Source organism: Streptomyces sp. 3214.6, assembly GCF_900129855.1.
GTDB lineage: Bacteria > Actinomycetota > Actinomycetes > Streptomycetales > Streptomycetaceae > Streptomyces > Streptomyces soliscabiei.
Genome location: NZ_LT670819.1, coordinates 6079481 through 6093223 on the forward strand (window position 1 = coordinate 6079481; position 13743 = coordinate 6093223).

The following is a 13743-nucleotide window of genomic DNA, read 5'->3' on the forward strand; positions in this document are numbered from 1 at the left end:
AAGCGGTTCGCATCAGGGAATTCAGGGAGACGGAACATGGCCACCAAGGCTGAGAAGATCGTCGCCGGACTCGGCGGCCTCGACAACATCGAAGAGATCGAGGGCTGCATCACCCGCCTGCGCACCGAGGTCGTCGACCCGACCAAGGTCGACGAAGCCGCCCTGAAGGCCGCCGGCGCACACGGCGTCGTCAAGATGGGCACCGCCATCCAGGTCGTCATCGGCACCGACGCCGACCCCATCGCCGCGGAGATCGAAGACATGATGTGAGCCCTCGCGCTCACCCGGCAGGGGCTCTTCCCGAAGGGGGAGGAGCCCCTTCCGCTGCTGCGGCTAGGCTCAGCGCCATGTCTCGAATCGACGGCCGCACCCCTGAACAGCTCCGCCCCGTGACGATCGAACGCGGCTGGAGCAAGCACGCCGAGGGCTCCGTCCTCGTCTCCTTCGGCGACACGAAGGTCTTCTGCACCGCCTCAGTCACCGAAGGCGTCCCCCGCTGGCGCAAGGGCAGCGGCGAGGGCTGGGTCACCGCGGAGTACTCCATGCTCCCCCGTGCCACCAACACCCGCGGCGACCGCGAGTCCGTCCGCGGCAAGATCGGCGGCCGCACCCATGAGATCTCCCGCCTCATCGGCCGCTCCCTGCGCGCGGTGATCGACTACAAGGCGCTCGGCGAGAACACCATCGTCCTCGACTGCGACGTCCTCCAGGCCGACGGCGGCACCCGCACGGCCGCCATCACCGGCGCGTACGTGGCGCTCGCCGACGCGATCACCTGGGCCCAGGGCAAGAAGCTGATCAAGGCCGGACGGCAGCCGCTCACCGGCACCGTGTCCGCGGTCTCGGTCGGCATCGTGGGAGGAGTGCCCCTGCTGGACCTCCGCTACGAGGAAGACGTCCGCGCCGAGACCGACATGAACGTCGTCTGCACCGGCGACGGCCGCTTCGTCGAGGTCCAAGGCACCGCCGAGGCCGAGCCGTTCGCCCGCGAGGAGCTCAACTCCCTCCTGGACCTGGCCGTTTCCGGCTGCGCGGAACTCACTGTCCTGCAGCGCACGGCACTTGATACGGTCCTGGAAAAGTAAAGGGAACACCAAGGGCACGCCAGCGGGGCGGCGGGCGCGAGCAACCGGCCCGCCCGCCCGGGCGTCTTGGGCAGTACGTACGTCAACGGGGGCCTCCTGGGCCTGACCATGGGGAGGAACACAGTGATGTCCACGGCCGCGAGCCCACGCCCGCATCGGCGTCGCCGTACCGTCATCGCCACCGCCGCGGCCGCCGTCGCCCTCACCGTGGGACTGACGGCGACCGGCTGCGACGCGGTCAACAAGGCCCTGGACTGCGTCCAGACCGCCGACTCCATCGCCGACAGCGTCACCGACCTCCAGCAGGCCGTGGAGAACGCCGCGAACGACCCCACGCAGACCGACGAGTCGCTGACCTCCATCGAGAACAACCTCGACAAGATAGGCGACAAAACGGACAACGCCGACGTCAACAAGGCCGTCGACGACCTCCAGAAGGCCGTCTCCAACGTCCGCACGTCCGTCAAGAACGGCGACAACACCCCCGACCTCAGCCCGGTCACCGACGCGGCGGGCGAACTGACGAAGGTCTGCACCCCGTAGGGCCTGGCCGGCGGAACTCGGGATACTGGGGGCCATGACCCGCCTGATCCTCGCCACCCGCAACGCCGGAAAGATCGCCGAACTCAGGTCGATCCTCGCCGACGCAGGCCTGCCCCACGACCTCGTCGGCGCGGACGCCTACCCCGAGATCCCCGACGTCAAGGAAACCGGAGTGACGTTCGCCGAGAACGCCCTCCTGAAAGCCCACGCCCTGGCCCAGGCCACGGGCCTCCCGGCGGTCGCCGACGACTCGGGCCTCTGCGTCGACGTCCTGGGCGGCGCCCCCGGCATCTTCTCCGCCCGCTGGTCCGGCACCCACGGCGACGACAAGGCCAACCTGGAGTTGTTGCTCGCCCAGCTCTCGGACATCGCGGACGAGCACAGGGGGGCCCACTTCGCCTGCGCAGCGGCGTTGGCTCTGCCGGACGGGACGGAGCGGGTGGTCGAGGGCCGCCTGCGGGGCGTACTCCGCCACACCCCGACCGGCACGAACGGCTTCGGCTACGACCCGATCCTCCAGCCGGACGGCGAGACGCGCACGTGCGCGGAACTGACCCCGACCGAGAAGAACGCGATCAGCCACCGCGGCAAGGCGTTCAGGGGGCTGGTACCGGTGGTTCGGGAGCTGTTGGGCTGAGCGGGCACGGAAACGGCCTGCAAATCTCACCTTCGATTCGCAGGCCGTTTGACGTGCGGCCGGAGGGATTCGAACCCTCACGGGATTTCTCCCACGGGCTTCTAAGGCCCGCGCGTGCTGCCTGTTTCGCCACGGCCGCTCAAAAAACGGTCATTGTGCTCGACCGGCGGCACTCAGTGTACGGGCCTGCCGCGTCACCCGGCGAGTGGGACTCTGCGCTTTCGGCGACACCACGTCTCCGTCAGCGCATGGCAATTGGGGCACAAGTAGCGAAGGTTCTCTTCGCGATTGTCCCGCCAGTCGCCGTTGACGTGGTCCGCGCAGAGTTCCTCCGGAGTGAAGGGCAGGTCCAAGTCGGGGCGGTCGATGCCGGGGAAGTGGCTGATGTCGATGCCGGCTACATCGATGCGGCGTCGGATATGGGAAAGCGTCCCTGTTGCGGGGGCGGCACCCAGTTTCAGGGCGACTTCCCGTAGAGAGGCCGATGAGGCGGCGGCTTCCGCGATAGCGGCGTCAGGATATTTACGCCACGGGCTGCGCTTGACGAAGTGGTTCGTGTCCAATCCGTGCCGTGTGACGTGCTCCTGCTATACCCGCCGGTGGCCGCCACTCGGCTTGAGGCCGAGCCGTCGCATCAGGTCGGCCCAGTTGCGCGCCTCGGCAATCTCCGGGGCGAGCCTCTCTCACAGTCACGCCCGGAACGTGAAGCGGCCCGCGTTCGGGGTGTCCCGAGGCGGGCCGCCTACCGGCAGAGGATCAGGGGCTCAGATACCCAGGTCCTTGATGATCTTCGCTACGTGGCCGGTCGCTCGGACGTTGTACAGCGCCCGCTCCACCTTGCCCTCCTCGTCGACCACGATCGTGGAGCGGATGACGCCCATGTACGTCTTGCCGTAGTTCTTCTTCTCGCCGTACGCGGCATAGGCCTCGGTGACGGTCTTCTCGGGGTCGGCCAGGAGGGTGACCTTCAGGGACTCCTTGTCGCGGAACTTGCCCAGCTTCTCGGGGCTGTCCGGGGAGATGCCGATGACGTCGTACCCGGCGCCGGTCAGGAGTTCGAGGTTGTCGGTGAAGTCGCAGGCCTGCTTCGTGCAGCCGGGGGTCAGGGCGGCCGGGTAGAAGTAGACGATGACCTTGCGGCCCTTGTGGTCCGACAGGGACACCTCGTTGCCGTCGGCGTCCGGGAGGGTGAAGGCGGGGGCCACGTCCCCGGGCTGGAGTCGCTCGCTCATCGGTCCAGCGTAACCGGGGGTCCTGACAGTGCGGTGACGGGCGGAGCTGACAGACTGTGCGGAACAAGACACAGCTGACTTCGGAGGCCTTACCGTGGCGGAGACGTCGGACACCAGAACCCCGGCGCAGATCGAGGCGGACATCAGGGCCCGCCGCGAGGTGCTGGCGGAGACGCTGGACGAGATCGGGGTGCGGGTGCATCCGAAGACCATCGTCGGGGACGCCAAGGCGAAGGTCGTCGCCAACGTCGATCACACTCTCGGAAAGGCCTATGTGCAGGTCAACCGGGTCGTGACCGAGGTGAAAGCGCAGTTCGTGGACGGCGAGGGCGCGCCTCGGCTGGAGCGGGTCGTGCCCGTGGCGCTCGTGGTCGTCGGGGTCGTGGGACTGCTCGCGCTCAGCGGGCGGCGCCGCAGGGGCTGAGACCGGGTCCCTGTGCGACCCTTCGGGCAGGTAGGTTCAGTGGTGTGAGCGCCAACAGAAACGACCACAGTTCCCAGCACGACAAGCTGCCCATCCGGATGCTGCACGACCGTGTGCTCGTGCGGCAGGAGACCGGCGAGGGCGAGCGGCGTTCGGGTGGCGGCATTCTGATTCCCGCCACCGCGGCCGTCGGTCGCCGGCTGGCCTGGGCGGAGGTCGTCGCGGTGGGGCAGAACGTACGGACCGTGGAGCCGGGGGACCGGGTGCTGTACGACCCGGAGGACCGCGCGGAGGTCGAGGTGCGGGGCGTCGCGTATGTGCTGATGCGGGAGCGGGATCTGCACGCGGTGGCGGCTGACCGGTTCGAGGGGTCCGAGGACACCACCGGCCTGTACCTGTAGAAACCCTCAGAACCTTCAGAAACCCTCAGAACCTTCAGGAGCCTTCAGGAGCCTTCAGAACCTCCGGGAAACCTCTGAACGACGGCAGGGGGGCCGGTGACCATGGTCACCGGCCCCCCTGCCGTCGTTCTGCCGGACGGGCGCCGAGGTCAGTCCCAGCCCGTGGCCGTCAGCTGGGGGCCGGCTGTCGTGCCCGATGAGGTGCCGGGGTCTCCGGTCGCGCCGTCGGTGGTCGCGCCGCCGTCGCCCGTCCCCCCGTTTGCCGCGCCGCCGTCGCCCGTGCCGCCGTCCGCGGTCCCGCTCGTGGTGCCGCCGTCGGCGGGGGGCGTGCCGCCCGTGGTCGCCGGGCCGCCGGTGTTCCCGGTCGTGCTGCCGGCCGTCGTGGGGCCGTTCGTCCGGCCGGGGGTCTCGCCCTGGCCCTGCGTCTGGCCCTTGGTGGTGTCGCCGGTCGTGCCGTCGTCGTTCGTGTCGCCGGAGGTGTCGTCCTCGGAGGAGGGCGGGGTGGACGGGTAGGCGGACTCCTCGCTGCCCTCCTGGATCTTGAGGTTGAAGTCCGAGACGGGGGTGCCCTTCAGGGCGTTCTTGGTGAACTGGGCCCAGATCTGGGTGGGTGCGCCGCCGCCGTTGATGCGGGGCAGGCCCATGGCGCCCTTGAGGGACTTGTGGTGGGCGGTCTGCGGGTCCTGGCCCATGACGGCGACGACGGTGGCGAGGTCGGGGGTGTAGCCGGCGAACCAGGCGGCCTGGTCGTCCTCGGCGGTGCCGGTCTTGCCGGCGGTGGGGCGGCCGGCGGCCTGGGCCTCGGTGGCGGTGCCGTTCTCGACGACGCTCTGCAGCATGGCGGTCGTGGTGTCGGCGGCCTCGCGGCTGACGACCTGGGAGGCCTTGGGCCTGGGCAGCTCCATGACGTCGGAGCCGTCCTTGGTGACCTTGTCGATCAGCGTGTACACGCCGTGCTTGCCGTGGTTGGCGAGGGTGGCGTACGCCTCCGCCATGTCCAGGACGCTGGCGTTGGCCGTGCCGAGGGCGATGGAGGGGTAGGGCTGGAGGTCGGGGGTGGTGGTCGGCAGGCCGAGGTCGATCGCGGTCTGCTTGACCTTGGCGGGGCCGACGTCGACGGCCATCTGCGCGTACACCGAGTTGACCGACTTGTCGGTGGCGGTGCGCACGTTGATGCTGCCGTAGTTGAAGTAGTCCTCGTTCTCGGGGGCGTAGGTGCCGCCGCTCCAGCCCTGGATGGGACGCTTGTTGGTGCCGTCGTAGATCGTGTTCGGGGTGATCTGGCGGTTGTCCTGGGTGGTGGAGTCGTTCTCGACGGCCGAGGTGAACACGAACGGCTTGAAGGTGGAGCCGACCTGGAAGTCCCGGCGGGTGGCGTTGTTGGTGTACTGCTTGACGTAGTCGATGCCGCCGTACAGGGCGAGGACCTTGCCGGTCTTGGGGTCGACGGCGGCGCCGCCCGCGCGGACGTAGGAGTCGACCTTGCGTTCCTTCGGGTCGAGCTTGGCCATCAGCTTGTCCTTGACGGCGTCGACGAAGGCGTCCTGCTTGGACTTCTGCAGGGTGGTGGTGATGCGGTAGCCGCCGGAGTCGAGCTCGTCCTGGGTGACGATCTTGTTCTCGCGCAGGTAGTCCTTGATCGCGTTGACGAGGTAGCCGCGCTGACCGGACATGCCGGTGTCGGCGCCGGAGGTCTCCTTGGGGGTGGGGAACTTCATGCCGGCGCGCGCCGCCTGGCTGAGCCAGCCCTTGGTGACCATGCCGTCGAGGACGTAGTTCCAGCGGGCCTGCGCGGCGGCCTTGTTCTCGGGGTGGGCGATGACGTCGTACTCGCTGGGCGCGTTGACCAGCGCGGCGAGGTAGGCGCCCTGGGCGGGGCTGAGGTTGCTCGCGTCGACGCCGTAGTAGGCCTTGGCGGCGGCCTGCATGCCGTAGGCGTTGCGGCCGAAGTAGCTGGTGTTGAGGTAGCCCTCGAGGATGTCGTCCTTGGAGGTCTCGCGGTCCAGCTTGATGGAGATGAAGAACTCCTTCACCTTGCGGGTGACGGTCTGTTCCTGCGCGAGGTAGTAGTTCTTCACGTACTGCTGGGTGATGGTGGAGCCGGACTGCTTGCCCTTGCCGAGGGCGGTGTTCCAGCCGGCCCGGAGCATCGCCTTGGGGTCGATGGCGGACTCGGTGTAGAAGTCGCGGTCCTCGGCGGCCAGGACGGCGTGCTGGGCGTCCTTTGAGATCTGCGCGAGGCTGACGTTCTCGCGGTTGACCTTGCCGTCGCGGGCGATCTCGGTGCCGTCGGCGTAGAGGTAGACGTTGGACTGCTTGGTGGCGAGCGCGTTGGCCGGCGGGATCTTGACCATCGAGTAGCCGAGGAAGAACAGGCCGACGATCAGCAGGACACCGAGGACGAACGTGCCGAGCACCATCCGCCAGGTCGGCAGGAGGCGGCGCAAGCCGGTGCGCCTCGGTCGCTTCACCTTCTTGCCCTCCTTCCCTTCCGTGGCTTCCGTGCCGTCCGGGCCACTTCCTCCGTCACCCGCCTGGGGCCTTCCTGGTGAGCCCTCGGTCGGCTGCTGCGGCTGTGGCTCGTCACTCATGTGTTGCAGGACTCCTGTTTCGCGTCGTACGTTCCCGTACGCCTTTAACGCCTCTTACGTCTCTTACGTCTCGTAACGCCTCGTACGCGTTGAGCGCCCCCTGCTGAAGACTCTCGCACCGAGCGAACCGTTCCCGGCAATCGGCGCGCGTTGCATCACACGTCGTGCCCGGAAAACGCGTGGCATGCGACCGGAGGTGCGCACTAGGCTCCTGCGCTTCGGTGTCGAAGCGGACGCCAAGAATGACTAGCGGGCGAGGGGGACGGTTGCCTTGGGATCGGCGCGTTTGTACGCGGCCGTCGCAGCGGGGGGTTTCAGAAGGTACGCGACCTACCGGGTGGCCACGGCCGCCGGAGTGTTCACGAACACCGTTTTCGGCCTGATCCTCGTCTACACATACCTGGCGTTGTGGGACGAGCGGCCGCACCTCGGGGGCTACGACCAGGCGCAGGCGGTCACTTATGTGTGGCTGGGGCAGGCGCTGTACGCGACGCTGGCGATCCAGGGCGGCGGCTTCGAGATCGAGTTCATGGAGCGGATCCGCAGTGGTGCGGTGGCGATCGACCTGTACCGGCCGGCGGATCTGCAGGCGTGGTGGCTGGCGAACGACATGGGGCGGGCGCTGTTCCAGTTGGTCGGGCGGGGAGTGATCCCGTTCGCCCTCGGGACGGTGTTCTTCCCCACGGCGCTGCCATCCGATCCGGTGACCTGGCTGGCCTTCCTCGTGGCGCTCGTGCTGGCGATGCTGGTGAGCTTCGGGATCCGGTTCCTGGTGGCGCTGAGCGGGTTCTGGCTGCTCGACGGCACGGGCGCGATCCAGGTGATGATGGTCACCGGGATCTTCTGTTCGGGGATGGCGCTGCCGTTGAACGCGTTCCCGGAGCCGTACGGCGACATCGTGATGGCGCTGCCGTGGGCGGCGCAACTGCAGATGCCCGCCGACCTGTTGTTCGGGCAGGCCGATCCGCTGCCCGTGTTCGCTTTCCAGGCGGTGTGGGCCGTGGTGCTGCTGGGCGCGGGGCGGCTGGTGCAGTCGGCCGCGGCGCGCCGGGTGGTGGTGCAGGGTGGGTGAACGGGGCCGTCTGGCGGAGGGCCTGCGGGCCTATGCGCTGATCTCCGCGATGTGGATCCGCTCCACGCTCGCCTACCGGCTGTCCTTCGTGATGACGGTGCTGGGCGGTCTGCTGGTGACCGGTCTGGACTTTGTCGCGATCTTGCTGATGTTCTCCCGGGTCGACATGCTCGGCGGCTACGGGCTGCCCGAGGTGGCGTTCCTGTACGGCCTGTCGGCGACGGCCTTCGGGGTCGCAGATCTGGCGATGGGCTCGGCGGGGCGGCTCGGCACGCGCGTGCGTGACGGCACGCTGGACACCCTGCTGGTGCGTCCCGCGCCGGTGCTGGCCCAGGTCGCCGCGGATCGTTTCGCGCTGCGCCGGATCAGCCGTATCACGCAGGGGCTGCTGGTGCTGGGCTATGCGCTGGTCGCCCTCGATGTCGCCTGGACCCCGCTGAAGGTGCTGCTGGTGCCGCTGACGGTGGTGTCCGGCGGGGTGATCTTCTCGGCGGTGTTCGTGGCGGGCGCGGCGTTCCAGTTCGTGACGCAGGACGCGGCGGAGGTGCAGAACGCCTTCACGTTCGGCGGGCAGACGATGCTGCAGTATCCGCCGACGGTGTTCGGTACGGAGCTGGTGCGCGGGGTGACGTTCGTCTTCCCGCTGGCCTTCGTCAACTGGGTGCCCGCCGCCTATGTGTTGGGGCGGCCGTATCCGCTGGGGCTGCCCGATGGGGCGGCGTTCGCGCCGCCGCTGGTGGCGGCGGTGTGCTGTGTGCTGGCGGGGTGGGCGTGGCGGGCGGGTCTGCGGACGTATCGGAGCACCGGGAGCTAGGGCGTGACAGGCATGGCGGGCAGGACAGGCATGACGGACGAGACGAGCGGGACCGGCGGGACCGGCGAGACGGACGGGCGCTTCATCGAACTGGACGGCGTCGAGAAGGTCTTCGACGTGCGTAAGAAGACCGGGTTCCTCAGGCGGGAGGTGCGCCGGGTGCGGGCGGTCGACGCGATCTCCTTCACCGTGGCGCGCGGCGAGATGGTCGGCTACATCGGGCCGAACGGCGCCGGGAAGTCGACGACGATCAAGATGCTGACGGGGATCCTCATGCCGAGCGGCGGCCGGCTGCGGGTCGCGGGCATCGACCCGTCCCGTGAGCGGACCCGGCTGGCGCACCGGATAGGGGTGGTGTTCGGGCAGCGCACGACCCTGTGGTGGGACCTGCCGCTCATCGACTCCTACCGGCTGATGCACCGCATGTACCGCATCCCGGACGGCCGTTACCGCGAGAACCTCGACCGGCTGGTCGAACTCCTCGACCTGTCCGCCCTGTTGGACGTGCCGGTGCGTCAGCTCTCGCTCGGGCAGCGGATGCGCGGCGACATCGCGGCGGCGCTGCTGCACGATCCCGAGGTGCTGTATCTCGACGAGCCGACGATCGGCCTGGACGTGGTCTCCAAGGCGCGGGTGCGGGAGTTCCTGCGGGAGTTGAACACCGAGCGCGGCACGACGGTGCTGCTCACCACGCACGACCTCCAGGACATCGAGCAGCTGTGCTCCCGGGTGATGGTCATCGACCACGGCCGGCTGGTCTACGACGGTGCGCTGGCGGGGCTGCACGAGGCGGGCGAGAGCGAGCGGACGCTGGTGGTGGACCTGGAGCGGGAGCTGCCGCCGATCGAGGTGGGGGAGGCGGCGCGGGTGGTGAAGGTGGACGGTCCGCGCCAGTGGCTGGCGTTCCCGGCGGCGCAGTCGGCGGCTCCGCTGGTCGCGCGGATCGCGGCGGAGTATCCGCTGGTGGACCTGTCGGTGCGGGAGCCCGACATCGAGGCCGTGATCGCGAAGATGTACGCCGAGCGCGAGGGCGAGCGGGAGCGTGAGCGCGAGGGCGAGCGGGCGGCGGGACGCGCGGTGGGACAGGAGACCGTAGTGCCCGGGGCCGGTACCTCGTAGGCTGCTGATATGACCGACGACGACGCAGTCCCCGGTTCTCCCGAAGGAGTCCCGGGTCTCCCCGACGCAGTCCCGGGTCCCGCCGAACTCCGCGCCTCCGACGCCGATCGTGAGCGCGTCGCCGAGGTCCTGCGGGAGGCCGTCGCGGAGGGCCGGCTCGACATGACGGAGTTCGAGGAGCGGCTCGACCAGACGTACAAGGCGCGCACGTACGGGGAGTTGGCGCCGATCACCCGGGATCTGCCGGTCGCCGGGGTCACGCCCCCGCCGGTCGTGTCGCTGAGCAAGGAGCCGCCGGCGGACGGCAGTTGGGCCGGGCGGATCGTGGGCGGCGAGGGCTCGTCGACGTGGGCCGTGGCCGTGATGTCGGGCTTCCAGCGCCGGGGCCGCTGGACGGTCCCGCGGCGGTTCGACTGCTTCGCCTTCTGGGGCGGCGGGGAGATCGACCTGCGCGAGGCGGACTTCGCCGCCGGCGAGGTCGTGATCAACTGTGTGGCGATCATGGGCGGGGTGCAGATCATCGTGCCGCCGGGCGTCGAGGTCGTCGTCCGCGGGATCGGTGTGATGGGCGGCTTCGACGACGGGGCGACGGGCGTGGCGGGGGATCCGGGCGCGCCGCGGGTGGTCGTCACCGGGTTCGCGTTCTGGGGCGGGGTCGGCGTCGAGCGCAAGAAGACGAAGGCCGCGCGCCGGCAGGAGAAGCTGGACCGCAAGGCGGCGATGCGCGAGCTGCACACCGGCTTCCGGGACGACGTCCACGAGGCCCACCGGCGGATGCTGGAAGGTCACCGGGACCTGATGCGTGACCGCCGCGAGGAGCACCGGGAGCGGCACGAGGAGCGGCGCGAGCGGCACCGGGAACGCCGGGAGGAGCGGGACAGGCGCCGCTACGGCGACTACTGAGAACCGCCCCCGTGCGTCCCACGGTTGCGCCGGACAGGCCCTAGAGTGCCGCCGGCGTCGAGCCCGCCAGCTTCGGCAGGCCGACGGTCTGCGCCAGCTTGCGGTAGCCCCGGTCGCTGGGGTGCAGATGGTCGCCGGAGTCGTATTCGGCGCGCAGGCTGCGCGGGTCGTAGGGGTCGCGCAGCGCCTTGTCGAAGTCGACGACCTCGTCGAACACCCCGCCCGCCCGGATCGCCGCGTTGACGCGCTGCCGTACGTCCTCGCGGGCGGCGGTGTAGCCGCGGTGGCCGCGGAACGGGGTGAGGGTGGCGCCGACGACCTTGACGCCGTGCGCGTGGGCGCGGTCGGTGAGGGTGCGCAGGCCGTCCACGATGCTCCGCGGGTCGGCGGGCTGCTTGCCGCGCAGGATGTCGTTGATGCCGAGGTCGATGACGACGGCCTTCACGTTCGTCACCCCGAGGACGTCCCGGTCGAAGCGGTTCAGGCCGCTCGCGCCGCGGCGGGGGTCGTCGGCGAGGACCCGGTTGCCGCTGATGCCCGCGTTGACGACGCCGTAGCGGGGCGTGTCGCCACGGGAGGTCCCGGCCGTGCGCAGCCGGTCGGCGAGGACGTCGGGCCAGCGGCGGTTGGCGCCCGCGGTGGAGGTGACGCCGTCGGTGATGGAGTCGCCGAGGGCGACGACGGTGCCGTCGGCCTCGTCGCTGAGCACGTCCAGCGCGGTCAGATAGCGCCAGTACGGGCTCGTGTCGGTGAACGCGGCGCCGGTGACGTCCTCGGCGGACTCGCCCTCGGCGACGTAGCTGGTCTGCCGGGCGCGCGGGTGGAAGGTGACCGGGCCGGCGGAGGTGGGGGAGTAGGTGCTGACCAGGACGTCGGCGTCGGACGGGACGGCAACGGTGACGGCGTCGCTGACGGTCTGCCCGCCCGCCGGGACGACGACGGTCGTGGCACCGCCGAAGGTGAGCCGGCGCAGGGTGTCGGGGTCCGCGGCGGCGCTGTCGTCGTCGGCGGCGACGGCGAGGGTGGCGTGGGTGACGATGAGGGGGCCGGTGCCGTAGAGGTTGGACAGGGTGACACGGGCACTCGTCCCGCCGACGCCGGTGTGCACGACGTTGCGGACCGTGCGGCCCGCCATGCCGTCGGACTCGGTGCCGGGTTCGGCGCCGGCCGGGGCGGCGGCCCAGGCGCCGACCCAGACGCCCGTCGAGACAGGGGCCGCGTCGTGGGCGCCGGGGGGTGCGGCGAGGCGGCCGTCGGTGACGGAGGTGACGGCGGCCCGGCGCGGGCCGGGGCCGTGTCCGGCGGCGGCTCCGACGTATATGGCGGCGGACAGGGCCACGATCAGGGCGGTGATCGCGGACAGCAGCACACCACCGTGACGCCTGGTCATGCGGGCTCGGTTCTCCTGGGCGAGGGGAGCGGAAGGCTCCGGAACGGGGGCAGGAGCTCACCCTTGACCTCCCGCCTTACAGACGCCGGGAACTCCTGTTCCGTTCCGGGAGTCGGTCAGGAAGGGACAATGTGTGCGGGATCACCGAACGGGTGGAGCAAATGGAACGTAGCGAAGCGGCGGCGCCGGACGGGACCACGTCCTATCGCGCCATGACCTCCTTCACTCCGGCGGACGAGGAGCGCCGGCGCGGCGTGCGCCGGATGAAGCTCACCGCGGCCGGGCTGCTGCTGTTCGTGGCCGTGGTCTACGTCCTCGCCGAGTGGGCCGCCCACCGGGGCGCGGGCGCCTGGGCGGGTTATGTGGCGGCGGCCGCGGAGGCGGGCATGGTGGGCGCGCTCGCCGACTGGTTCGCGGTCACCGCCCTCTTCCGGCACCCGCTGGGCCTGCCCATCCCGCACACCGCGATCATCCCGAACAAGAAGGACCAGCTGGGCGTCTCGCTGGGCGAGTTCGTCGGCGAGAACTTCCTCTCCGAGGACGTCGTACGGCAGCGGCTGCGCGCGGTCGGCATCGGCACCCGGCTGGGCTCCTGGCTCGCGGAGCCCGAGCACGCCGACCGGGTGACGGCCGAGCTGGCGACCGCGCTGCGGGGCGCGCTGACCGTGCTGCGCGACTCGGACGTGCAGGCGGTGGTGGGGGAGGCGATCACGCGCCGGGCGGACGCCCAGGAGATCGCGCCGGGCATCGGGAAGATGCTGGAGAAGGTCGTCGCGGACGGCGGCCACCGGCGGGCCGTCGACCTGGTGGTGACCCGGGCGCACGACTGGCTGGTGCTGCACGCCGACTCGGTGATGGACGCCGTGCAGGGCGGGGCGCCGGGCTGGACCCCGCGATTCGTCGACAAGAAGGTCGGCGAACGCGTCTACAAGGAACTGCTGCGTTTCTGCGCGGAGATGCGGGACATGCCGACCCACCCGGCGCGCGGCGCCCTCGACCGCTTCCTCAGCGACTTCGCCTCCGACCTGCAGTCCGACACGGACACCCGGGCGCGGGTGGAGCGGCTCAAGGGCGAGGTGCTGGGCCGCGGCGAGGTCCAGGACCTGATCGCGTCCGCCTGGAGCGCGGTCCGCTCCATGATCGTCGCGGCGGCGGAGGACGAGCGCAGCGAGCTGCGCCTGCGCGTACGGGCCTCGCTGCTGTCCCTGGGCGCGCGGATGGCCACCGAACGCAAGGTCCAGGACAAGGTCGACAACTGGGTCGAGGGCGCGGCGGTGCACGTCGTGACGACGTACCGGCGCGAGATCACCTCCCTGATCACCGACACGGTCGCGAGCTGGGACCCGGAGCACACGACCCGCAAGATCGAGGCCAACATCGGCCGCGACCTGCAGTTCATCCGGATCAACGGCACAGTGGTGGGCTCGCTGGCCGGACTGGTCATCTACGCGGTGGCGCGGGGGCTGGGGGCATGACACGGCCGGGGGTGTGACACGACCGGGGGCATGACACGGCTGCGGGTGCGACACGGC

15 protein-coding genes and 1 tRNA gene are annotated in these 13743 nt (G+C 70.3%); 11 read left to right on the top strand and 5 right to left on the bottom strand.

Annotated features, from left to right (window positions below; translation table 11 throughout):
- Positions 1-36: 36 nt before the first annotated feature.
- From B5557_RS27505 to rdgB, 4 genes are all read left to right on the top strand, one after another.
- Entirely contained in the window at positions 37-270 is a 234-nt protein-coding gene (locus tag B5557_RS27505; protein WP_079661971.1) for a glucose PTS transporter subunit EIIB, read from the top strand.
- 77 nt (positions 271-347) lie between these two features.
- Positions 348-1085 carry a ribonuclease PH gene (gene rph / locus B5557_RS27510; RefSeq protein WP_079661972.1) on the top strand — a complete coding sequence of 246 codons (738 nt, stop codon included), beginning with the start codon at positions 348-350 and terminating at the stop codon, positions 1083-1085.
- Positions 1086-1211: 126 nt separating this feature from the next.
- Positions 1212-1628, top strand: coding sequence for a hypothetical protein (locus tag B5557_RS27515; RefSeq protein WP_079661973.1), 417 nt, complete (start codon positions 1212-1214; stop codon positions 1626-1628).
- 34 nt (positions 1629-1662) lie between these two features.
- On the top strand, positions 1663-2265 hold the full coding sequence (rdgB, locus tag B5557_RS27520) for an RdgB/HAM1 family non-canonical purine NTP pyrophosphatase (protein WP_079661974.1): 603 nt from the start codon (positions 1663-1665) through the stop codon (positions 2263-2265).
- Positions 2266-2319: 54 nt separating this feature from the next.
- Here the strand turns inward: rdgB and B5557_RS27525 are convergent.
- The 3 genes from B5557_RS27525 to bcp all read right to left on the bottom strand — a co-directional run bounded on the left by B5557_RS27525 (position 2320) and on the right by bcp (position 3497).
- Positions 2320-2404 (bottom strand) — tRNA-Leu (locus tag B5557_RS27525).
- A gap of 55 nt (positions 2405-2459) precedes the next feature.
- The gene (locus B5557_RS27530) at positions 2460-2828 is read right to left on the bottom strand and encodes a hypothetical protein (RefSeq protein ID WP_231976049.1); all 369 of its coding nucleotides are present in this window, start codon (positions 2826-2828) and stop codon (positions 2460-2462) included.
- A gap of 201 nt (positions 2829-3029) precedes the next feature.
- On the bottom strand, positions 3030-3497 hold the full coding sequence (bcp, locus tag B5557_RS27535) for a thioredoxin-dependent thiol peroxidase (RefSeq protein WP_079661975.1): 468 nt from the start codon (positions 3495-3497) through the stop codon (positions 3030-3032).
- 94 nt (positions 3498-3591) lie between these two features.
- On the opposite strand from bcp, the gene B5557_RS27540 reads away from it, so the two are divergent.
- Positions 3592-3921, top strand: a complete 330-nt coding sequence (locus B5557_RS27540; protein ID WP_079661976.1) for a DUF3618 domain-containing protein — start codon at positions 3592-3594, stop codon at positions 3919-3921.
- A gap of 98 nt (positions 3922-4019) precedes the next feature.
- Positions 4020-4322, top strand: coding sequence for a GroES family chaperonin (locus tag B5557_RS27545; protein WP_405626776.1), 303 nt, complete (start codon positions 4020-4022; stop codon positions 4320-4322).
- A gap of 149 nt (positions 4323-4471) precedes the next feature.
- Here the strand turns inward: B5557_RS27545 and B5557_RS27550 are convergent, their stop codons facing one another.
- Positions 4472-6913 (bottom strand): transglycosylase domain-containing protein, encoded by a 2442-nt coding sequence (locus B5557_RS27550; RefSeq protein WP_079661978.1) that lies wholly within the window; start codon positions 6911-6913, stop codon positions 4472-4474.
- Between the two features lie 271 nt (positions 6914-7184).
- Here B5557_RS27550 and B5557_RS27555 point away from each other — a divergent pair, with 271 nt between their 5' ends.
- From B5557_RS27555 to B5557_RS27570, 4 genes are read left to right on the top strand one after another with little or no spacing between them, the layout of a single operon-like run.
- A complete protein-coding gene (locus B5557_RS27555) occupies positions 7185-7985 on the top strand; it encodes an ABC transporter permease (RefSeq protein WP_079661979.1) in 801 nt (266 codons plus the stop codon).
- A gap of 49 nt (positions 7986-8034) precedes the next feature.
- Positions 8035-8799 (top strand): ABC transporter permease, encoded by a 765-nt coding sequence (locus B5557_RS27560; protein WP_099937256.1) that lies wholly within the window; start codon positions 8035-8037, stop codon positions 8797-8799.
- A gap of 30 nt (positions 8800-8829) precedes the next feature.
- Positions 8830-9918: an ABC transporter ATP-binding protein gene (locus tag B5557_RS27565; RefSeq protein ID WP_079661981.1), complete on the top strand. Its 1089-nt coding sequence runs from the start codon at positions 8830-8832 to the stop codon at positions 9916-9918.
- 9 nt (positions 9919-9927) lie between these two features.
- On the top strand, positions 9928-10821 hold the full coding sequence (locus tag B5557_RS27570; protein ID WP_079661982.1) for a DUF1707 SHOCT-like domain-containing protein: 894 nt from the start codon (positions 9928-9930) through the stop codon (positions 10819-10821).
- A gap of 40 nt (positions 10822-10861) precedes the next feature.
- Here B5557_RS27570 and B5557_RS27575 read toward each other — a convergent pair whose 3' ends face one another.
- Positions 10862-12211, bottom strand: coding sequence for an SGNH/GDSL hydrolase family protein (locus tag B5557_RS27575; RefSeq protein WP_079661983.1), 1350 nt, complete (start codon positions 12209-12211; stop codon positions 10862-10864).
- A gap of 161 nt (positions 12212-12372) precedes the next feature.
- Between B5557_RS27575 and B5557_RS27580 the strand changes: the two genes are divergently transcribed.
- Positions 12373-13686, top strand: coding sequence for a DUF445 domain-containing protein (locus B5557_RS27580; protein ID WP_231976050.1), 1314 nt, complete (start codon positions 12373-12375; stop codon positions 13684-13686).
- Positions 13687-13743: the final 57 nt, after the last annotated feature.

Coding starts and splice junctions, on each gene's coding strand:
- B5557_RS27505 (WP_079661971.1), top strand. CDS start 37: ATGGCCACCAAGGCTGAGAAGATCGTCGCCGGACTCGGCGGCCTCGAC.
- rph (WP_079661972.1), top strand. CDS start 348: ATGTCTCGAATCGACGGCCGCACCCCTGAACAGCTCCGCCCCGTGACG.
- B5557_RS27515 (WP_079661973.1), top strand. CDS start 1,212: ATGTCCACGGCCGCGAGCCCACGCCCGCATCGGCGTCGCCGTACCGTC.
- rdgB (WP_079661974.1), top strand. CDS start 1,663: ATGACCCGCCTGATCCTCGCCACCCGCAACGCCGGAAAGATCGCCGAA.
- bcp (WP_079661975.1), bottom strand. CDS start 3,497: ATGAGCGAGCGACTCCAGCCCGGGGACGTGGCCCCCGCCTTCACCCTC.
- B5557_RS27545 (WP_405626776.1), top strand. CDS start 4,020: ATGCTGCACGACCGTGTGCTCGTGCGGCAGGAGACCGGCGAGGGCGAG.
- B5557_RS27550 (WP_079661978.1), bottom strand. CDS start 6,913: ATGAGTGACGAGCCACAGCCGCAGCAGCCGACCGAGGGCTCACCAGGA.
- B5557_RS27560 (WP_099937256.1), top strand. CDS start 8,035: ATGTGGATCCGCTCCACGCTCGCCTACCGGCTGTCCTTCGTGATGACG.
- B5557_RS27565 (WP_079661981.1), top strand. CDS start 8,830: ATGACGGACGAGACGAGCGGGACCGGCGGGACCGGCGAGACGGACGGG.
- B5557_RS27570 (WP_079661982.1), top strand. CDS start 9,928: ATGACCGACGACGACGCAGTCCCCGGTTCTCCCGAAGGAGTCCCGGGT.
- B5557_RS27575 (WP_079661983.1), bottom strand. CDS start 12,211: ATGACCAGGCGTCACGGTGGTGTGCTGCTGTCCGCGATCACCGCCCTG.
- B5557_RS27580 (WP_231976050.1), top strand. CDS start 12,373: ATGGAACGTAGCGAAGCGGCGGCGCCGGACGGGACCACGTCCTATCGC.